The sequence below is a fragment of the Vibrio sp. 811 genome, from assembly GCF_033339195.1.
Map to the genome: position 1 here is coordinate 51,608 of NZ_JAWOUB010000009.1, position 21,094 is coordinate 72,701.

Annotated in this window: 18 protein-coding genes; 8 read left to right on the forward strand and 10 right to left on the reverse strand. The window is 43.8% G+C overall.

The genetic code is table 11. The features are described from left to right. Positions 1-41 precede the first annotated feature (41 nt). Genes R7Q46_RS14820 through R7Q46_RS14835 form a run of 4 tightly spaced genes read right to left on the reverse strand, consistent with a single transcriptional unit; the run spans position 42 to position 3,452 of the window. Positions 42-827 (reverse strand): outer membrane lipoprotein-sorting protein, encoded by a 786-nt coding sequence (locus R7Q46_RS14820; protein WP_318077573.1) that lies wholly within the window; start codon positions 825-827, stop codon positions 42-44. Next, positions 820-2,088, reverse strand: coding sequence for an ABC transporter permease (locus R7Q46_RS14825; RefSeq protein WP_318077574.1), 1,269 nt, complete (start codon positions 2,086-2,088; stop codon positions 820-822). Before R7Q46_RS14825 ends, R7Q46_RS14820 begins: the two co-directional genes overlap by 8 nt. Further along, a complete protein-coding gene (locus R7Q46_RS14830) occupies positions 2,076-2,774 on the reverse strand; it encodes an ABC transporter ATP-binding protein (protein WP_213968193.1) in 699 nt (232 codons plus the stop codon). The genes R7Q46_RS14825 and R7Q46_RS14830 overlap by 13 nt, the downstream gene beginning before the upstream one ends. A 9-nt stretch (positions 2,775-2,783) precedes the next feature. After that, positions 2,784-3,452, reverse strand: a complete 669-nt coding sequence (locus R7Q46_RS14835) for a hypothetical protein (RefSeq protein WP_213871335.1) — start codon at positions 3,450-3,452, stop codon at positions 2,784-2,786. 392 nt (positions 3,453-3,844) lie between these two features. Between R7Q46_RS14835 and rodA the strand changes: the two genes are divergently transcribed. After that, positions 3,845-4,927, forward strand: coding sequence for a rod shape-determining protein RodA (gene rodA, locus R7Q46_RS14840; protein ID WP_065275570.1), 1,083 nt, complete (start codon positions 3,845-3,847; stop codon positions 4,925-4,927). Positions 4,928-4,999: 72 nt separating this feature from the next. Here rodA and R7Q46_RS14845 read toward each other — a convergent pair whose 3' ends face one another. The 3 genes from R7Q46_RS14845 to R7Q46_RS14855 form a co-directional block, all read right to left on the reverse strand. Continuing rightward, entirely contained in the window at positions 5,000-5,716 is a 717-nt protein-coding gene (locus R7Q46_RS14845; RefSeq protein WP_005374482.1) for a YebC/PmpR family DNA-binding transcriptional regulator, read from the reverse strand. Positions 5,717-5,851: 135 nt separating this feature from the next. After that, a complete protein-coding gene (locus tag R7Q46_RS14850) occupies positions 5,852-6,061 on the reverse strand; it encodes a DUF3283 family protein (RefSeq protein ID WP_005374484.1) in 210 nt (69 codons plus the stop codon). Positions 6,062-6,161: 100 nt separating this feature from the next. After that, the gene (locus R7Q46_RS14855; RefSeq protein WP_042522309.1) at positions 6,162-8,060 is read right to left on the reverse strand and encodes an ATP-binding protein; all 1,899 of its coding nucleotides are present in this window, start codon (positions 8,058-8,060) and stop codon (positions 6,162-6,164) included. 68 nt (positions 8,061-8,128) lie between these two features. On the opposite strand from R7Q46_RS14855, the gene R7Q46_RS14860 reads away from it, so the two are divergent. After that, positions 8,129-8,884 (forward strand): substrate-binding periplasmic protein, encoded by a 756-nt coding sequence (locus R7Q46_RS14860; protein WP_005383196.1) that lies wholly within the window; start codon positions 8,129-8,131, stop codon positions 8,882-8,884. 68 nt (positions 8,885-8,952) lie between these two features. Here R7Q46_RS14860 and ribA read toward each other — a convergent pair whose 3' ends face one another. After that, a complete protein-coding gene (ribA, locus tag R7Q46_RS14865) occupies positions 8,953-10,014 on the reverse strand; it encodes a GTP cyclohydrolase II (protein ID WP_017635221.1) in 1,062 nt (353 codons plus the stop codon). A 238-nt stretch (positions 10,015-10,252) separates the two neighbouring features. Next, entirely contained in the window at positions 10,253-10,450 is a 198-nt protein-coding gene (locus R7Q46_RS14870) for a PA3496 family putative envelope integrity protein (RefSeq protein ID WP_005374493.1), read from the reverse strand. A 361-nt stretch (positions 10,451-10,811) separates the two neighbouring features. Here R7Q46_RS14870 and R7Q46_RS14875 point away from each other — a divergent pair, with 361 nt between their 5' ends. Genes R7Q46_RS14875 through R7Q46_RS14885 form a run of 3 tightly spaced genes read left to right on the forward strand, consistent with a single transcriptional unit; the run spans position 10,812 to position 13,062 of the window. Continuing rightward, on the forward strand, positions 10,812-11,660 hold the full coding sequence (locus R7Q46_RS14875) for an ABC transporter ATP-binding protein (protein ID WP_005374497.1): 849 nt from the start codon (positions 10,812-10,814) through the stop codon (positions 11,658-11,660). A 2-nt stretch (positions 11,661-11,662) separates the two neighbouring features. Next, positions 11,663-12,595: an ATP-binding cassette domain-containing protein gene (locus R7Q46_RS14880; protein WP_318077575.1), complete on the forward strand. Its 933-nt coding sequence runs from the start codon at positions 11,663-11,665 to the stop codon at positions 12,593-12,595. Beyond that, positions 12,595-13,062, forward strand: coding sequence for a hypothetical protein (locus R7Q46_RS14885; protein WP_047102478.1), 468 nt, complete (start codon positions 12,595-12,597; stop codon positions 13,060-13,062). The genes R7Q46_RS14880 and R7Q46_RS14885 overlap by 1 nt, the downstream gene beginning before the upstream one ends. Before the next feature lie 289 nt (positions 13,063-13,351). Here R7Q46_RS14885 and R7Q46_RS14890 read toward each other — a convergent pair whose 3' ends face one another. Then, the gene (locus tag R7Q46_RS14890) at positions 13,352-15,322 is read right to left on the reverse strand and encodes a replication initiator protein RctB domain-containing protein (protein ID WP_005374502.1); all 1,971 of its coding nucleotides are present in this window, start codon (positions 15,320-15,322) and stop codon (positions 13,352-13,354) included. A 1,238-nt stretch (positions 15,323-16,560) separates the two neighbouring features. Here R7Q46_RS14890 and R7Q46_RS14895 point away from each other — a divergent pair. The 3 genes from R7Q46_RS14895 (at position 16,561) to R7Q46_RS14905 (ending at position 20,893) form a co-directional block, all read left to right on the forward strand. After that, a complete protein-coding gene (locus R7Q46_RS14895; RefSeq protein ID WP_005374503.1) occupies positions 16,561-17,778 on the forward strand; it encodes an AAA family ATPase in 1,218 nt (405 codons plus the stop codon). Between the two features lie 7 nt (positions 17,779-17,785). Next, entirely contained in the window at positions 17,786-18,760 is a 975-nt protein-coding gene (locus R7Q46_RS14900; RefSeq protein WP_005374504.1) for a ParB/RepB/Spo0J family partition protein, read from the forward strand. A gap of 105 nt (positions 18,761-18,865) precedes the next feature. Then, entirely contained in the window at positions 18,866-20,893 is a 2,028-nt protein-coding gene (locus R7Q46_RS14905; RefSeq protein ID WP_213866648.1) for a tRNA(Met) cytidine acetyltransferase TmcA, read from the forward strand. Positions 20,894-21,094: the final 201 nt, after the last annotated feature.

The following is a 21,094-nucleotide window of genomic DNA, read 5'->3' on the forward strand; positions in this document are numbered from 1 at the left end:
CTTCCTTGCTCGTTTTCATGGTTCTCTTTACGAAGCTCAGACTAAAGCTGAGTCGTGTTGGCTTTAGGCAAATAGCTTGGGTTGTAGAACTTGTTATCCAGTTGCCAAGGCACGATTTCTTGGTACTCAATAACGGTCTTTTTGCTCGGCTGAATGCTATCAAGCAAGGTCATCTCACTGACGTAGTCTTCACCGTTGTCAGTTGCACGTCCGTATTGCGCTTGCTTGGCGAGTTTGCCAGAGCGCAAGTAGAGATCGGCTTTGATTGGAAATGCATCTTGCTCAGACAACCATAAGTCGATCTTCTGATAGCTCGCCCCTTTGGTTTTCGCGGTTAACGCAAGGTGATAAGCCGCGACACTTTCTCCGTTCACCGAAACAGTTTCTGTCGCTTTCCATTCACCTTGATAATCTTGGCTCCACGTCAGGGTTGAGATGTCGCCGATAGACGCTTCACCAAGCAGCTTCTGCATTGGCGTAATGCGAATCGGACGGCGGCTCTTTGGCATTTGCAGCCAGTAGTTATCGCCCATCATCAGCATCTTTTGCCCAGCTTCAACTGCTGATTTGAACACCACCAGCGATTCACGATTTGGACGCGTGTACACGTGGTAAAGGCGGGTTTTATCTAACTCTTGGTCTTGATATAAGCGCACCAGTGACACCACTTTGGAGGAATCATCGTGCAAGCGGTAACTGTCCGCTTTTTCAATCAATTTAGCGACTTGCTGTGCATCTAGCGGTGTTTCATTCGCACTGGCATTCATGCTTGCAACGCCAGTTACCGTCAGCAATGCAATTGGTAATAGTGATTTGAAATTAAACATAAATCAGAGCCTCCGTAATTGGCTTGTTCACCCCTTTTCGTGCCGAGAAAAACGCCGCAACCAAACAAATCATCAATACTGCAAATCCAGCTATAGCCACCAGCTCCCAAGAGAAGTAAATCGTCAATGGGTAACCTTCTGTGCGTCCTGGTGGTGGCGGCATTTGCACATCCACCACCATCAGTAAGACGGTAACTAACGCAGTAAACAAAGCGCCGATTAAGCTACCAATCACCGCAAGTAACCCTGCTTCGCGCAAGAACCCAGCAATGATTTCGCGAGGGTAGCTACCAAGAGCCGACAAGGTGCCAATTTCACGAGTACGCTCGGTGACTGACATGGTCATGGTGTTGAACAGCGCGACAAAGACCACCAGCGCCATTACTGCGCCCATGATGCCGAAGATACGATCGTACAAATCTTTCACTTTGAGATAGAAGAACGCGCGTTCTTGCCAAGGCGTAATCTCAATATCTTGGTCACCAAAGTTCTGTTTTTGCTTACTCAGAACCGAAGCCACTTGTTGCTCGACTTTGCTCGTTAAACTGGTATCGAACAGGAAGACTGATAACGCACTGACTTTATCGGAGCCCAACAACGATTGCGCACTGTTGATGTGCACGTAAAGCTGGCGTTTATCAAGCTCAGGTACGCCAGTTGAATAGATGCCACGCACTTTGAAATCATACGCGTTCAATGCACCATCGGTTGTGGTCGCCAGCAAGGTGATCCAATCGCCAACGTGCACGCTTAGATTGTTCGCCAAATCAACACCGAGCATCACTTCTGGCTCTGCTGGGTCATAACGCGATGCATGAATGTTGGACAGCGTCTGCCCTTCACGCACATCCAAAAACGGTCCTTTCATATCGAATTCGCGTTCGTTCACGCCAATGCCGATAAAGATAGAGGACTTGTTACCGTTTGAGATCAAACCGCTGAACTCAACTCGTGGCTGCACGCCTCGCACTTCATTCAAGCCAATCAATTGCTTGGTGATGTCATCGGCATGAGTTAACCCGTTACTCAGCGGCATCTCTTCTTCTTTGGCGAAGTAACCCGGTGTGGTTAACGTCAGATGCCCGGTGTCACGCGCTGTCGATTCTTTCAAACTGTCGTAGGTGTACAGACCAAAACCGCCCGCACTGGTTAATGCAAACACGGCAATGGCGATGATCAGCATCGACAACAAACTGCGGCGGCGATTGCGTTGCAGGTTCAACCAAGCAAGGCGAACGGAAACTGGAATTAGCTTGCCCATGAAACTTCCTCCACACTTGCGTGCGTTTGGGTAATCTTGCCGTCCACCAATTCAATGGTGCGATCACAACGGGATGCCATACGAGGGTCGTGAGTGGCGACAATAAAAGTGGTACCAAGCTCGTGTCCGAGCCCTTTCATAATGTCGATGACCTTGTTGGCAGTTTGGCTATCAAGGCTTGCGGTTGGCTCATCAGCAATCACCAATGCTGGTTTGTGTACTAACGCACGAGCAATTGCCACGCGTTGTTGCTGACCGCCCGATAGGTTATCGGGCATGTGATGAATAAACTCGCCCAAGCCAACGTGTTCTAGCATTTGTGTGGCGAGCTCGGTTTGATCTGCTTTTGAAAAGCCGTTGAGGTGTAGCGGATACGCCACGTTCTCTAGTGCCGTCATCACGGGAACAAGGTTGAATTTTTGGAACACAAAGCCAAGCTTTTCACGGCGCATTTTCGCAGCTTGCATTTGTCCGGTTGGATATGGGCTGCCTGCAAATGTCACTTGACCTTGGTATTGAGTATCCAGCATGCCAAGCACATTAAGTAAGGTGCTTTTGCCTGAACCAGACGGCCCGCACAGAGCCACCATTTCGCCGGAAAACACTTCACCAGACACGTCTCGCAATGCACGCACAGTTTGGCTGCCAAGGGCGTAATCGCGACTAAGTTGATTAAAAACGATCATGACGCCTCCCTAATATTTCGCTAGCAGCGCTTTCGCGGTTTGCGTTTCTAGATTGCTGTCGCCCAATTGCTCCATTTGCGCTAACCATGTTTTGGCTTGTTGAACATCTTCAGCGCGCAATGCAGCTTCAATGGCGTAGCGATAAATCCACGAAGTAGCCGCGAAAGGTTGTTGGCTAAAACTCGGCTCATCGAGCAATGAAAGGTACAGCTCGTAGCCACGCTCAAAGTGATTGAACATGTCTGGCAGAGAGGTAAACGTAGTAGCTGCCATGGCGGTAGCTAGCTGGTATTCCGGCAAGCCTTGTAAGCGTTGTTGCTCTTGCAGTGGTAATGGCTGATTCGCCATTAAGTCCAAACCTTTTTGGATTGTGGCAAGACCGCGCTCGGTGAACTTCATCTTGTTCCAAGGCATAAACGCCTCACGACCTTGCAACGTTTCAGCACTGCCCAAGTAAACCAAGGTCACCGGCGTTGCGCCCTGCTCTTCAAGTTGTTTGGATAATTCGCCGTAAACGGTATCAACTAAACCAGAGTCACCCTGCGCCGCTTGGTTGAATTGACTGAGTGTGCGCTCGCTTGGGTTAGCCAGAGTCAGATTGCTGCTGAGTGCAAATGCGGCGATAAAGGTACTTGCCAGTTTAAGAGCTTTGATTGAGCGAAATTGAGAAACCATCATGTACTGTCCTTAGTTGAACGTGATTTGATGGTTTCAGATTAAGGGAGAAGATCGCACGCTGCTTTTGCATGCGACCAATGGCAGTTATGCGGAGTGAATGGTATTGAGAGAGGATGAATGACATTCACTTAAACAGAAAATACAATTCCGTTCATTCGTAACGCTACATTTTTACGGCAGTCACAATAAAAACACTGGCTTAAAATCTGAGGCTAGTGTATTTATCCATCCCACAGCTACCCATAACAGACAGTGCGCACTCTCCTTTCTTACACACCTTTGCATGGTGTCTGTTGTTTCGAAATCGAGATTCTTAGCATCGGAATAGTTTGAACTCTTCGAGTTTTAGTTGTTTTCGCACTCAAAATAGGTGCGTTATTAGGTCGTTGAAAATGAATAAGCGTTATTTCCCAAGAGTTGATTTGCCACTACTCATGGCGATCATTCCGATCATGCTGTTAAGTTCGCTCACTCTCTGGAGTGCCAGTAGCTTTAATGAGGCGATGCTCTTCAAACATTTGGCGCGCTGCGGACTGACATTAGTTTGCATCTTGGTCATGTCCTCGATTCCAGCGTCCAGCTATCAGCGCTCAGCTCCATATCTCTACATTATTGCGGTTGCTCTGCTACTTGCTGTCGCTTTATTTGGTGATAGCACCAATGGCTCTCAACGTTGGCTCGATATCGGCTTCTTCCGCTTTCAACCGTCTGAGCTAATCAAGCTTTCCATTCCAATCATGATCGCCTGGATGCTTCATATTGAAGGAGGTCGACCAGACAGTCGGAAAATTGCGTTTTGCTTACTTATTACAATGATTCCTGCCGGGTTAATCGCGCTACAACCGGATTTAGACGGTGCAGTTTTTACCATCATTTATGCATTGTTCGTTTTGTTTTTGGCTGGCATGAGCTGGAAAATAATCTGCGGGTTTATTGCGAGCATTTTAACGTTAGCACCTATTTTATGGTTCTTCGTTATGGAAACCTATCAAAAGAGCCGTGTAACACAGTTCTTGCACCCTGAGTCCGATCCACTGGGTTCGGGCTACCAAATCATCCAATCTTTGATTGCGATTGGCTCAGGCGGTATGAAAGGCAAAGGCTGGATGAATGCAACGCAGGGAACACTTGGCTTTATTCCAGAAAGTCATACGGACTTTATTTTTTCGACATATGCAGAAGAATGGGGCTTTGTTGGCAGTTTAGTCTTACTCGCATTGTACTTGTTTATTACTGCACGCGTTATGTTGCTTGCATGTCAGTCTGACCACTTTTTTAGTCGGCTGGTAAGTGGCGCATTAGCGATGAGCTTTTTTCTGTATGCTTTTATCAATACGGGCATGGTGAGTGGCTTGTTGCCAGTAATGGGTAGCCCACTTCCCTTCTTTAGCTATGGCGGCACGGCGATGCTAACTCAAGGTATCTGTTTTGGTGTAATCATGTCGCTGTGTTATTCCAAATATCGTAACGCATAGCGTTGCTTGAGAAAAAGCGATCAAAAAAGGCTTCCCTAAAGAAGCCTTTTTACAACGATATGAGCGAATTAATTACAGCTCTGCGTTGTGGTAAACCTGCTGAACATCATCACAGTCATCTAGAAGATCTAGGAATTTCTGGAACTTCTCAGCATCTTCACCCGATACAGGCGTATGAGTTTGCGGAACGAATGTGATTTCTTCAACATCGATCGTTAGATCTGGGAATGCACCGTTAAGCGCAGTTTTTGTTTTGAAGAATTCTGTGTGAGGTGCGAATACAGTGATAACACCGTCTTCTAGCTCAACGTCAGTAACGTCTACGTCTTCCATCATTAGCGTTTCTAGGATGATTTCATCATCGTCGCCTTTGAACTGGAATACCGCTTGGTGATCGAACATGTGAGAAACCGAGCCCTCAACACCAATTTTCGCACCGACTTTCACAAAGCATTGGCGTACATCTTGGAAAGTACGGTTGCCGTTGTCTGTTAGACAGTCAACGATAACGCTAGTACCGCCAGGGCCGAAGCCTTCGTAACGTGCTGGAGTGTAGTCTTCACCACCGCCACCGTTCGCTTTGTCGATCGCTTTATCGATAACGTGCGCAGGAACTTGGTCTTTTTTCGCTTTTGCGATCAGGTGTTTCAAAGACAAGTTCATGTCTGGATCACCACCACCGTTTTTCGCGCACATGTAAATTTCTTTACCGTATTTGGAATAAACTTTAATTTTCGCGCCTGCAGTTTTCGCCATAGAGGCTTTGCGCACTTCAAAACTTCTTCCCATCGGGATGTCTCTCTAAATTCAAATTTAATGCGAAGGATTTTAGCAAAAAGCGAAACCTTTTCAATTTCGCTTAGCAAAGGAATAGGGAGGTTACCTCATTCGTCGCATTGGATTGAACCATTGCCACGGTTCGCGTTAAGCGACACCCATTACTCGTTTGTACTTTTCGACCGATTGCTGGAAAAACGCCTTTTCATCAGCATCGTTAATCTTGGACAACTGTTCTTCTATTGCTTCAGGACCAGATTTGGCCTCTCTGAGCTTCCAAACCAAAAACGACGCCTGCTTATCCAGTTCGATTTTGTTTTTTTCGTCAGGCGGCAATAGGGATAGATTAAACGACATTCACAGCCTCAAGGTACTTTAAATACTAGCCGGGCACTATATCACACAGAGTTACAATTACAGAATAGAAACGCACTTAACTTGATCGATTTCAAGTTAACTATTTAGGCACAGCGCTGATTTTCAGTGCTTTTGGTAAATGCTGTTCGAATATTTGTTGTAATCGAGTCTTGGTAACGGGTTTAGCCACGAACTCGTTCATCCCGACATCGAAGCAATGTTGCTGATCCTCTTTAATGACATTGGCACTTAGCGCAATAATTGGAACGTGTTTCCCCCACTCTCCCATTTTTCGAATTCGCTCCGTAGCAATAAACCCATCCATCACAGGCATTTGGCAGTCCATAAAAATCAAATCGAAAGGCTGCTGATCACACAGCTGCAATGCTTCTTCGCCATGGTTGGCGACACTCACTCGCACACCCAGTTTTTCTAACATGATGCGAACTACCTTCTGATTGACGATGGTATCTTCAACAACCAATACCCAAGGTTTATCATTATCTTGAGGGCTGATTTCGTTGTCTTCCGCTTTCCGGAAATCTAATACATTAAGTTGGTCGGTATAGGTCGATTGCGCATTTATTACAGCAACAGGAATCGAAAATTCAAAACAGCTTCCCAGCCCAAGCTCACTTGTTAGTTGTATTTCCCCTCCCATCAAGTTAACCAACTGTGCAGCTATCGCCAAACCAAGCCCTGTCCCACCATACTTTCTGGTGGTACTACCATCAGCTTGTTGGAAGCGTTCGAAGATTGCTTGTTGGTGCTCTTTCGCAATACCAATACCAGAATCCACAACTCGAAACCGGATATGAGCGGTCTCTCCATCAAGTCGAGATAACGCTACAAGAAGCTTCACATGGCCGCGCTCGGTAAATTTAATCGCGTTGCTCAACAAATTGTTCAGAACTTGTTTCAATCGTGTGGCATCACCTTGCACTTCCGTTGGCAAGTGAGGATCAATATCGCTGAGCAGCTGTAAGTTTTTCTGCTTGGCTTTGACACTATGTAAACTGATGACATCGTCAAGTAGCTCGCGAAGATCATAGCTCGTGTATTCTAGCTCTACTTTGCCAGCTTCAACTTTAGAGAAGTCCAAAATGTCGTCGATGATCGTCATTAGTGAGTGAGAAGAACTGTCAATGATCTCTACAAACTCTTTTTGCTGGGGATCGAGGTCGGTGTCATTGAGCAACGACGACACACCAATAATGCCATTCATCGGTGTGCGGATCTCATGACTCATAGTGGCAAGAAACTCACTTTTCTTACGATTAGCGACTTCTGCCCTATCGCGTTCAGCCTCTAACTCAGTCTGGTGCTCTTTCACTTTCTCAACACTTCGGTTGTATTTCTCTGCCAAAACACTCACTTCATCAAAGCACCATCGTTTAGGGAGAGTCACTTTACTCGGCACTGTACCGCCACGAAAATCGCTCACCGCACCAGACAGCAATTGTAACGGATTGACCAACAAGCGAAACGCTACCCAAAGAACACCAATGATGAGGACAAGAATTTTGATTGCTTCTGTCGTAAGTAGAAAAAAGAACTGCTGCCAAAGATCTTCATATATCGCGCTAAGATCCGATTGAACCGTTAATATCGCGAGATCATACGTTTTATCGCCGACCCGATACTGCATCGGCCAGCTTCTCTCGACAACATCCTCAGAAAGCGCCGAACCTAATTCAATGATAACTTCGTCTTCACTAGCAATACGTAAGTAGTCCACCGAGGGCATACGCATTGCACCTTGAGCTTGTGTCAGCAACAGCTCCCTATCCTCTACCCACAAACTCGCAGAAAAACTCGATAAATAGCTAGACTCAACCTGCTTTAATTCAACATCTAAATGGGCTAAATCTTCGTGAAAAACTCGATATAAGCTCACTGTAGAAATGATGACCGTAAAGATTAAACTCAACGTTAATACCGCCAACATAAGTTGGTTACCGATACTAAAACGACGTTGAGATCGCTCTTTTTCATCCATATGAAACCGCTCCGATAAACTTGCGCTACTCTAAATATAGCTACGCACAAATAATAATCGAGGATACGATGAAAAGACTTCTACTTAGATTGGCTTTTAGCTTAATTGTTGTAAGTTCTCATGTGACCGCAAATCAAGTGAACTATTACGTTATTGCTGAACAAGCTCGACCATTTCAAATTGAACAACAGGGACAAATGCACTCCGGAATTGTGACCGATATCGTCAGCGCTATCTTCGCGGAGTCGGATTACCAAGTGAATTATCATACTTATCCATTTAAACGTATGATTTCCATATTGGAAGAAGGCGCTGAGCCAAACTGGTTAACTTATGGCAGCCCGAACTGGGGCAAGGTGCAATCGGAAAATTTATCTGAGGAGCCCATTTACACTGTAAAACATGTACTGGTGTCGAGTAGCGAGAAGCCTTTAGAATTCAAAAATATGGATACGATGCATGGTCGTTCTATTGTATTACTGCTGGGGTTTGATTATCCAAATTTAACACCGTTCTTTGAAAATGGCAGTGTCAATGAAATGCGTGTGAAAGACTACAACGCCGCATACCGAGTGATAAGCCGAACCCCTGGAGATACAGCTTTTGTCGAGATGGAATCCCGAGTCCTTTACAACTTAAAGCGACTCAATTTGCCGTTAGAGAATTTTCAGATACAGCCTTTCAGCTCGGTTATTCCTGACTACTCAATCTACCTGGCTTTTTCACCTCAAATGCAACCAGAAACTCAAAATTACATTAATACACGACTCGTTGAATTAAAAACCTCAGGGGAAATTGATGAAATCATTCAAAAGTATCAATGAATAAACTCATTAACAAAAACGCCAACGATGATACGTTGGCGTTTTTGTTTCTGCAAAATCTGTAGCACTTACTTAGTGTGGTTAACAAACTTAGGATCAAACATGTGCCCCAATTTACTCGCCTTGGTTTGCAGGTAATGTTGATTACTTGGGTTATTCCCTTCTTGTAATGGCACTCGTTCAATGACGTTAATATCAACCGCTTTTAAGGCGGCGAGCTTGCGTGGGTTATTCGTCATTAGACGCACAGCGTCAATCCCCAAATGCTCTAGCATTCCTTTACAGAACGCGTAATCACGCATATCAGCGGCAAAACCTAAACGTTCATTTGCTTCCACGGTATCTGCGCCATCATCTTGTAAGTGATAGGCACGAATTTTATTAATCAAGCCGATTCCACGCCCTTCTTGACGTAAATAAAGCAGCACGCCACATCCCTCTTTGACGATGTTTTGTAGCGCTCTATTAAGCTGAAAACCACAGTCACAACGCGTGCTAAATAGAGCATCTCCGGTAAGACACTCCGAATGCAACCGAATAAGTGGAGCTGCACTTTTTGTTGGCTCACCATAGACCAGAGCAAGATGCTCTTTATTTGTCGCGGCTTCAATAAAGCCGTACATCATAAATGTGCCCCACTGGGTGGGCAATTTGGCTTTATCGATAAACTTCACGAGATTGTAAGGCTCAACATGTCTCAGCTCTGCTCGAACATTCATCAGAATCTCTCCTAGATGATTTTCTCCTTTACCATCTCCCCCGTCTCCCCAAAAGGCATCTTTATGAGAATGCTCTGTTAGGCAAGCGTTACCCGTTCTCATTAATTGCTGCGCTAATGGTGGATTTTGTAGAAACTTTTCCCTAACGATGAAAGCCATAACAGCCAACTTTATATCGTCCCAATCGCTTCTGACAAAGTGTTCGTATTTACGGCTTAAAGCAAACGCTTCATCAGGGGTGCTTGCGTGCTGAATTTTACTTTGCAACTGAGCATCGAGAAACTTTTGGGCTTGGTAATAATGTTCGCTGGTGGGCCAAGTTTGGGAGGAGATATTGACTGGGGCATGGCAAAAATTTGAGAGAAAACCGTGGGGCTCATCGGGCTCATAAAAAAGGATTTGATCAACCATACTTGCGCTCCTTGCTTTGTGGTTGCGATAATCAACAAAAAGCATATCGCTACTGATATATCTAGTAACACAAGGTCAGATTGTCAAACTTCTTCGGGACGGGACGTGAGTGTGAAACTCGTGCTTTTGAGGCGCAAGACAGATAAATGGAGGTTTTGAATAAGAGAGTAATAGAGTGAAAAAATAAAAAGGGCAGTCCGTCGACTACCCTATGGGTTGCTAAACCAACCTGAGGCGATCAGTGTATCAAGCCAAGCTCCCTTGCTTCTTCAATGGTCAACCCACTTTCACGGATCTCACGTAACGCTTCAATGCGTCTTCTGGCTTCTGCTGATTTCACTGTTTTCTCTGGCTTCACAACGGTTTCCTCATCAGGTAATTCCCATTTGTGAGCGATGTTGGTCATCTCGTCATGGTCGATAGAATTAATGGACATATTTCCTCCGAACACACCATGTTTTCGATGCGTAATCTATAGCAAAACCGGAACAAGGTGGTAAGAAAAACTGTAGGGAAATGTGACCCCTCCCGCCCTTTCGTTAACTCCTTAATAGATTCATCATTTAAGTTTTGCCAAGGGACAAATTTACGATTAAATTTGAGTAATTCCCCCTACGAAAAGTGTGCTGATCTAGCTCTCAATTCTGCTCTTCTTTAGTTTTATCAACGACGCATTACACCACTTCCTGTTTCACCTAACTTTCGAGTCACTTCACTGATTCATAGTTTGATACTTTCTAAAAACCGCCACACCTGATAATGATAATAATTATCTTTTAGATTGGTAAGGTGTTTATATGGATGGTATTAACTTAAGTCATGCATACCACAATGACCCGGTCATCCAGATCCGAGATTTGTGCGTCGATTACATCACTGATAATGGTGATTTTAATGCGGTAAAGTCCGTCAGCTTTGATATCGGCAAAGGCGAAGTATTTGGTCTTGCCGGTGAATCTGGATGTGGTAAAAGCACAATTGCATTCTCAATAAATCGTCTTCATAAGCCGCCAGCGTTCATTTCTGGCGGTAAAATATGGTTTGATGGCAAAGATATCCTTAGTATCTCAGACTCTGAACTGACCGCTCTAAGGTGGAGTGAAATCGCCATGGTGTTCCAGAGCGCGATGAACTCACTCAACCCTGTCTTAACGATACAAGAGCAATTTGCAGATGTGTTACGACACCATCAAGGCCTCACTAACGCTCAAGCAAAAGATAGAGCAGAAAAGTTGTTGGACTTGGTCAATATTCCTCGAGAACGCTTAGCAGAATATCCTCATCAATTTTCAGGAGGAATGCGTCAGCGCTTGGTGATAGCCATTGCTTTGTCTCTAAATCCAAAACTGATCATTATGGATGAACCCACAACAGCATTAGATGTAGTGGTACAGAGAGAAATTTTACAGCAAATTTATCAGCTTAGAGATGAGTTCGGTTTTTCAGTCCTCTTTATCACTCATGACCTGGCACTCATGAGCCAACTATGTGATCGAATTGCAATCATGCGTCACGGAGAAATCGTCGAAGTCAATCGAGCATACGATATACGCAATCATCCTCAACACCCCTACACGCAAAAGCTATGGGCTTCTTTCCCAAACATCCATGACGTCCACAAACAACCAGAGTTACAAGGAGCGTAACCATGAGCCAGCCTATCATCCAAATGAAAAATGTGCTTAAAGAATTCAAAGTGGGCGGTGGTTTAGCGAAAGAGGAAACCTTTCGTGCGCTTCAAGGAGTGACTTTTGATCTGTACGCAGGAAAAACCTTGGCTTTGGTTGGAGAGTCAGGCTGCGGTAAGAGTACTTGCGCTCGTTTAATAACCAAAGTCTATCCTGCAACGGAAGGCGAGATCCTTTTCAATGGCACTGACATAAATGAGATCACGTCACGATCGGCTCTACAAGAATATCGCAGTAAAGTACAAATGGTGTTTCAAGATCCGTTTGGCTCTCTCAATCCAACTCATACCATTCGCCATCACCTAACACGTCCTTTAAAAATTCATAAACAAGTCAAAAACGAGCGCGACATCCCAGCCCGCTTGGAAGAGCTTCTAAAGCTGGTGGAACTACCTGAAGAGACATTGAATAGGTTCCCTCACGAACTCAGTGGTGGGCAACGTCAGCGAGTAAACATAGCAAGGGCTTTAGCGGTAGGTTCGCAAATCATTCTTGCGGATGAGCCTACGTCTATGCTGGATGTTTCTATTCGCTTGGGAGTGTTGAATTTAATGCAACGAATGAAGCAAGAACTGGGAATTGGTTTTTTATACATCACACATGATCTGGCGACTGCGCACTACATCGCGGAAGAAACCGCAGTAATGTACAAAGGGCAAATCGTTGAATGGGGCGACACTCATTCAATACTTAAGAATCCGCAGCATCCTTATACTAAGCTGTTGATTTCTGCCGTTCCTGATCCTGACTTACCTTTTGGTAACTTAGTGAAAAATGAGCCAAACTATTCGATAGATGCCGATGAAATTCGTCAACGTAGCAGCATAATTGTCGACGAATTTGATCAAATAGGGCCAAATCACTATGTAAAACAATGGACTGAGGCAGCGTAATGGATTTGAGTACTTGGCAAGATCAAATCGCCATGTGGTACGAACAGCGGAAACATGATCAAGTAGAAAAACTGGAAACGATCTTATATCAGGTGCCTGATGACGTGTTTGGACCCGAATTGAGTGATCTTCAAAGTAAAGCGATTGCTTGCTGGTTGGATGGATGTTTACGCGTGTTTCAACATGCAAGCTACCAAGACCCTCAGAAAGCATATCAAACCTTGCTTTATACGAGTGCAAAGCTTGAACAAGCAGCATGCCAAGTCTCGACTGATATTCTGATCAAAGATTGGTGTTTGAGACGACTTCAGCATCTCACCGTTGTGGCGTTAGAGTTTTGTAATCAGCAGTGTGATCAAAACAAGTGGCAGGAACAAGCCCATAGCTTAATCGAATCACATGTTGCGTTGATGCGTTCATTACATTGGAATGAACCCAAGAAGCATGATCAAGGTTTACCTCATTAGTCCGGAAAAATGATCAAGGCTTAATTAGCGGAATTTTAGGCAAAAAAAAGCGAGTTTCCTGAGGAGAAACTCGCGAAGTCTATTCAGAATGAATGTAACAATATGAGCCAATCTATTAATCATCAGAAAGGACAAAAGGTTGTCTATTCGGGATAAATAGTAGTATTAGGCTTGGCTTCTAATGTCAGTGGTTTGTAAGAGTTAAGTCTGTTTTTTATCATCGAAAGACATTGTTACATTTCAAACCGATACATCACACCTATAGCTTGATACACATCAAGCGACACTTTTAAATCGCCATTTCATCCAAGGCACGAAATACCATTTCATCCATGTGACCATCGAAGATTTGACGACAAACTTTCCGACGCACCGCTAACCCCGCAATCAAGCGCTCGATGGTAAGATGCTTAACATCGTTCTGGGTGTTAAACAGCTCGACGGTTTTACTTAATGTCTCATAAGGAATCGGCTCATCCCCTACCCTTAGCCAATCGAGCTTCTCTATGTAATCTGAGCACTCTTCTTTGATTGAGGCATACGAGTGCCCTGTCATCGCAGACAAAGCCGTTATACTGCGTTCTAGAGCCTCTGGTGAGGTATATTTAGATAGAGTAATGGTGATCTCATCAGCATTGATCTCTACCAAATGTTTTCTTTGCTTCACGCGTCGCCCTAAATTTCCTCTTGGAGACGGTGCTTTGCGTTGAATGGGCTCAAATTCGCCGTCTATGATGCCTGAGAGCTCCTCAAGCTGCTGTCGGGTTACCATCTCATTACGAAGCGGGTTTGGCAGCGTAGGCGCCATGTTGCGCTTGCCTGCGTTGGTTGTACGAGCACGTGAGTAACGCAGCACCTCTTCGACGTCACATTTGATGTCGATCTGGTAATCCATCACTTTATCATTCTCGATCATGGTTTCGATCGTTAAGTGATAGCCCCATAAGTTCACCACAAAAAGATCGTCTGTCCCTTTGCCGTCTGACAAGCGTTTCAGCTCACGGATCAGATCCATTGAGAACCGACGCCATTCAATGTTACGTGCAAGCTTCTGATTTAACTCACTCAGTAGCATGCAATCCGTGTGACGACGAACCATGCGACTACGGAAGAAAGAGTACAGTTGAAACACCAACGTATGTTGTTTCAAGATCTCTGGCGGAAACAAGAAGAAATAATCGCGTGTTAACAGCTCTTCATAAAACGAAGGTTCCCAAACTAAAATATATAAGTTTGGCTTGATACGAATTTCACCATCGCTTCCCTCCACAGGTGCCTCTTCAGAGGCTGTGATGGTTCGTGCAAGAAAACGAAAACGATCACTTTTGAAGCCCTCTGGCATGTTTTCACTTAGCCAACGTCCAGTAAGTTCATGGAGCTGAAAATCAGTGAATTCAATGCGATCAATGCTATCGCGAATGGAATCACGAGCTGGGCCACTGTCTTTTTTGCCTCTGAGCGACAAAATATCAGTGATGTATAGCGGCGTTTTGTTTGGTACGTGAGCCGCATCAAGCTGATACTGATCTTTGTGATGATCATGATACTGAACCGTTAACGTGAAGAGAGCGAACAGGGTCATGAGATCATCCACAGTCATGATATTTTTGGATGATCGCGTCTCAATAACGGCTTTTGTGCCAGAGATCGACACCATGGATTTCTGATAACTTTTTCGAGTTCTTGGTGGCGCAAGTGCTTGGTCAATTATCCCAGCCCAATTTGTTGGAGATACAACAAATTGATCGGCTTCATCTTTCATCGTGGGAGGTGTGTTTAACCCGTGCTCATTCAACAAACGTTTGTTTACTTGAGTCTGAGCCAATGCTTTCGAACGTTTTTGTTTCTCGTTCTGGCGAACTTTGTCGGTAACAAGACTTGTTGCTCCCAACACAGATATAAGCTGATTGGGATTCACAAATTTATGTAGCATCGTTTTACCAGCAAGTCCCTCTTCAAAACGCACTGGAGTTTGAGTAAATAAACCAATATTTACTGCCGCGCGCAAACGTTGTTGCAGAGCTGCACGTGTGAGTTGCCCATCTGTTGCTTCCACAATCTCTGTGGTTGAAACCAAACCATCCTTGCTGCTGAAGCCTCGTAATGAGATTAGATTAAGCAACTCTAAGATGCTTTTGGTCACCCCTTTGAAATGTTGGTACTGCTCTACCCAATCCGCAGAGGATTCATGTACCTCAAAAAGATGGCCATCTTTGTGGCTTCTCGGTGCTTTAATCAGAATTTTTTCATCAGCCGTCATTTTAGATCCAGATCACACTAGCCGTAGTTGTGCTATGGTTCCGAAGAATAAAGAAAAACAGATCATAAATAAAGAAAAAAGATTGTTTTTTAAATAACTGATCTTTTTGATTAATCTGATCTTAATTGATTATATGATCTAATGATCTGGCTTGAAATCTCTCGCTAAGCTTTTGTTCTATAAGACTATTATTTTCATGTGTTTCGGAACTATGATCATAAGAAGTCTGAAAGTATGATCAACAATAACCTGAAAGCATGATCATATTTATTCGTAAGCATGATCATTAAGGTTATGAAAAGATGATCAAAAGAGTCTTGAAACGATGATCATGATGTTTTTACAGGTTATCCACAGATGCAGTATTTAATAATGATCTTCACGATGATTATATTGTGCATTGGTGATGTTATTTATACTCGGATCGATGATCAAGAGCCAATATATCTATCGTTCTGGCGCCCATATTGATGAGATATCACTCATCTGATTAAAATACATTCAAGTCGCTCATATTTAGAAGTAAATCCTAGTCTCTGCTTATTTACAGGAAGCATGATCATGAGAGCGTGATTTATCATAGCAACTTGAGCAATTTCATTGTTCCGGCTTCTATAACGTCAATTTCTGCTCAATCCCCCATTCTGTCTGCACTCAACCGTAAATCAGAGAAGAAAACTCATGCTTCCGAGAGATTCTAAGGCTTGATCATATTTCCGATTAATGGATCTTATTTTATTTGCGTGTTTACACCGTACTCTGCTCTATTTTTCCATGATCATGCTTTCGGATTTGCTTATTAACACGGAAGCATGATCATAAGCATACCTTGATCATACTTCCATAGATGTTTCGCTGGAACTGCCCTATTTTGCTCGGAGACATGATCAAGGTGTTCAGGTCTTTATTGTTCCGATATTACTTACTATTTATCGTTTAAATTAGGTTGGTCTAACATAACCCGTAATTTAGCTTAAGATTATAATCGTTCCGGTAGAAAATTGATTTACATTGTAAATGAGTGACGCTGTAACAATTTTTATTTTTAAGTTTAGGTGTCCACTTATGAGAAGATTATTTGATTAAAAATAGTTATCTTTTTGACCATAAATCATAAAAGCGTCGATTTGGGTGTTTTTTTATGTGATGGTAATTCAAAATGTTCGTGCACCTTTTTGTTGTTTTTGGTCTTTACTGCTGTACAATTGCAATTATAAATCCTTCCAACGGAATTTGGCATGAAAAGAGAAAAAACGATTGAAAACCTTCTTGAGTTAGCGGAGCTGACTCAGCAGGTTCAAGCTGACCGTATTGAAATTGTTTTAGAAGAGCGAAGCGATAACTACTTCCCACCAATGTCGAAAGCGATGATGGAAACCCGTTCTGGTCTAACTCGCCGTAAGCTCGACGACGCGATTGGTAAAATGGAAGCCGCTGGGCATCAATTTACCAAAAACAACGCGAATCATTATTCAATTACGTTAGAAGAAGCACACATGCTCATGGATGCGGCTGAAGTGCCTAAATTTCATGAGCGTAAAAAGAATTCAGGTAACAAACCTTGGATTATTAATGTGCAGAACCAAAAGGGCGGTACAGGTAAATCAATGACCGCGGTTCATTTAGCGGCATGTTTAGCGCTAAATTTGGATAAACGATACCGTATTTGTTTAATCGACTTAGACCCACAAGGCTCGCTACGTTTATTCCTCAACCCGCAAATCAGCATGGCAGAGCATGATAATATCTATTCTGCGGTAGACATTATGTTGGGTAACGTGCCTGATGGTGTGGAAATTGACAGTGAATTTTTACGTAAAAACGTATTGCTGCCAACGCAATATCCGAACTTAAAGTCGATTTCAGCGTTTCCAGAAGACGCGATGTTTAATGCGGAAGCATGGCAAACGCTATCTGAAGACCCATCACTCGATATCGTCCGTCTGCTGAAAGAGCAACTGATTGATAAAATTGCTGATGACTTCGATATCATTATGATTGATACCGGTCCACACGTTGACCCATTAGTATGGAATGCAATGTATGCATCAAATGCCTTGCTAATTCCTTGTGCGGCTAAGCGTCTGGACTGGGCTTCAACAGTAAACTTCTTCCAGCATTTGCCTACGGTATATGAAATGTTCCCGGAGGACTGGAATGGTCTTGAGTTTGTTCGCTTGATGCCAACCATGTTTGAGGACGACAATAAGAAGCAAGTTTCTGTTTTAACTGAAATGAACTATCTTCTAGGTGACCAAGTTATGATGGCTACTATTCCTCGTAGCCGTGCGTTTGAAACCTGTGCCGATACCTACAGCACAGTATTTGATCTGACAGTAAGCGATTTTGAAGGCGGTAAGAAGACACTAGCCACCGCGCAAGACGCTGTTCATAAAAGCGCACTGGAATTAGAGCGTGTGCTGCACTCTAATTGGCCGTCATTGAATCAGGGGTAATAAGTAAATGGCTTTGAAAACGTCTGAATTAAACGCGAAATTATTTGGCAAAACGAATAAGCGTCGTGTTGTGACTCCGCAAGAGGCGCAAACTGCGGCAAAAGAGAAAGCTCAAACGATTGAACTAGCAGTTGCAGGTGAAAATATTGTTCAGTTTGAACTTGTGCGTATTCCTGCAAATAAAGTTGCGACAGAAACAACAGTATTTGTTGATAACGCTCGTGAGCAATCGTTCTTAAACGAACATGCTTTATCTGATGTTTTAGTCACACTCAAAGAGCGTGGCCAACAATATCCAGCAGTGGGTCGTAGAACTGAAGATGGCAAGATTGAAGTTTTAGATGGTAGCCGTCGTCGCATGTCTTGTATCCTCGCTGAACAAGACTTTTTGGTTTATGTTGCTGACAACATTAATACTGACCATGCTAAGTTTTTGTCTGATGTGGCAAATGCTCACAAGCCGCTCTCTTTATATGAAAAAGGGAAAGAGATGCAGGCTAAGCTTGATAGTGGTGAAGCTGAGGATCAGAAAGCATTGGCAAAAATGTTCCAGTGCAGTGAAGCGTTGGTAAGTGGCGCTTTAAAAGCCGCAGCATTACCGTTAGAACTGCTTCAAGCGTATCCGAATGTTGGCGATCTCGGTCGCCCAACAATCGTGAAACTGCACAAACAGTTTTCAACGCTAACGCCAGAGCAGCAGCAAGAGCTGTTAGATAAATGTCGCTCTAGCGAAGGGTTTTTATGGCAGCGAAGCACTGCTCAAGGCGTTGCTCGTCTGACAAAAGAAGTCACGGAAAGCATCGAAAATTGGATTACTGAACTTGCACCAGCAAAACCTGGTAAGAAGACGGAAAAAGTCGACTTAGTTAAAGGTCGAGCAAGCTATAGCCGAAAAGGTAGCAGCCTGGCGTTGAACTTGAAGAAAGTTGACGACAGCTTAATGGAAGAGATTCTTGCGTTTGTACAAACCAAACTGCAATAACAAATGATGATTGAATCAACCGCCTCCGGGCGGTTTTTTTATATCTGAGAAGCGTCAAATTAAAGATGTGATACCATTGCGTCAGTTCAACGTTGGATAGACAAAATGCAGACACAATCTGATTTCCTTTCATCACTTCAACATCAAGCTCACCAATCTTTCCAAAGGATTGGTGTTGTCATTCAAGGGGAGGCTTCTTGGCAAAATGCGTTGATGTCAGAGTTCCATAAAACGCAGCGCCATCAACGTTGGTTTTCTGTTGGTTATTTTGGTTTGAAAAACGTATCCAGTGTTTCGTCTAAACAAGGGCACATGTTGCTAGGCAGAGAGTGTGACGTTCTATTGTTTGATGCTCGAAATGGCTTTGACGCCAATAGTTTTACCGCCGCGCTTGGCTCATTGGTTGGCGGCGGTTTTCTTATTGTCATTACTGAGCTGCGACAAAATGCGAATTTTGCTCAGCAATGGATGCACAAACAATGGGAGAAGCTCGTTGTTATTGAGCAAGACAAACCATTGCCAACGGCTCCAGACATCAAGCAAGCAGAAAAAGAAAGCCACTACACGGAACAAGAACATGCCATTTCTCTAATTGAAAAGGTGGTGACAGGACATCGAAAGCGACCATTAATTTTGACCGCTGATCGTGGACGTGGAAAAACAAGTGCCCTCGGAATTGCGTGTGCGAACTTATTACAGCAGAAGCCGCTTAGAATCTTAATTACGGCACCATCTATAAAAGCCGTTGAGCCTGTTTACCAACATGCTTTACGTTTACTCCCTAGCGCACAGCGTATTAAGAAGGACAGATTAGAATCAGGGCAGGGAGCCATTCAATTTATTGCTCCAGATGAACTATTATTGAGTCGACCTGAATGTGATTTGTTACTTGTCGATGAAGCGGCTGCAACTCCAGTTCCTATGCTCAAAAGCATTACCGAACATTATCATCGACTCGTTTTTTCTACGACTATTCACGGTTATGAAGGTTGTGGCCGGGGCTTTACGATTAAATTTGTTGATTGGCTTCAGAAACAGCGTTCGGGAATGAAAACATGGCACATGACACAGCCCATCCGCTGGAGCATGAATGATGCGCTTGAATCATGGCTCTATGACGCGTTTTTGTTGGATGCGGAGTTAACGCACCATCAACTTAAACAGGTCGACTCAATTTCCCTTTCTAAAGCCGATAAGAAAAATTTGATATCGCAGCCTAGTTTGCTGCGTGAGTGCTTCGCTCTTTTGGTGAATGCTCATTATCAGACCTCGCCGAATGATTTGATTCACCTTTTGCAAGACGACAACAGTCAGCTCTATTTTGCTAAGCAAGATAATGCGGTTGTGGGGGTAATATTAGCGGTCGAAGAGGGTGGGCTTGACGCTGAATTGGTTGAAGAAATTCAGCTTGGTAAGCGTCGTCCTAAAGGACACTTAGCCCCAGTTACGATTGCAAACCACCTAGGATTTCCGAATGTCGCGAATCTATCGACGCTGCGAGTCATGAGAATTGCTGTTCATCCGGAATTGCAAGGAAGAGGCATCGGTCAAAAAATGCTGCAGCAACTTGATCAAATGGCGGCTAAACACATTGCTTACTTATCCACGAGTTTCGGTGCGACGGAAGAGTTGGTCCATTTCTGGCTACAATCGAACTTCCGTGCAATTCGTTTAGGGTCAATGCGCGATGCTGCTAGCGGTTGTTATTCAGTCTTGATGGTCAAACCTTGTGATTCCCAACAGACGGCTTGGGTCGATGAATCTCAGGCGCTATTTGAAGAAATGTTGTCTAACAATGTGGCTGACGTCTATCCAAAATTAGAAGCCTCTATTTTTCGAGCTCTATTACCGCAACCTTTGGGAATGAGTCCACTTCATCCCGCTAAGTTATTACTAATTGAATGCTATGCTGATGGTGGTAACAGTTATGAGTCCGTGTCTGCTTGGCTTCAGCAGTGGTTACTTAACTTAGGTTTGAACTCCGCTTCCGACTTGATGATCAGTAAGCTTTTTCTTAACCGTAGTTGGACTGAATGTGCTCAGCAATTTGGTTTACCTGGAAGAAGGCAAGTTGAGCAGCAGTTAAGGGACGAAGTAAGACACATTTGGAACGATTTACACTGTAAACACTAAAGGGAAATTTACACTGTAAATGAAATTATTAGGAGCTGATTTTACACTGTAAATCCAGCTCCTTTTTATTTCGGCGTGTATTTTGATTGAGCTTTAGGTTAAATCGAAATGCTCTCTTAATATCTGTTTAACCGTTATTGATGGATTACTTTCTTTAGTGACGTGAGCCCTATAATAAGAAATGCGAGGTTTGTTCAGAAA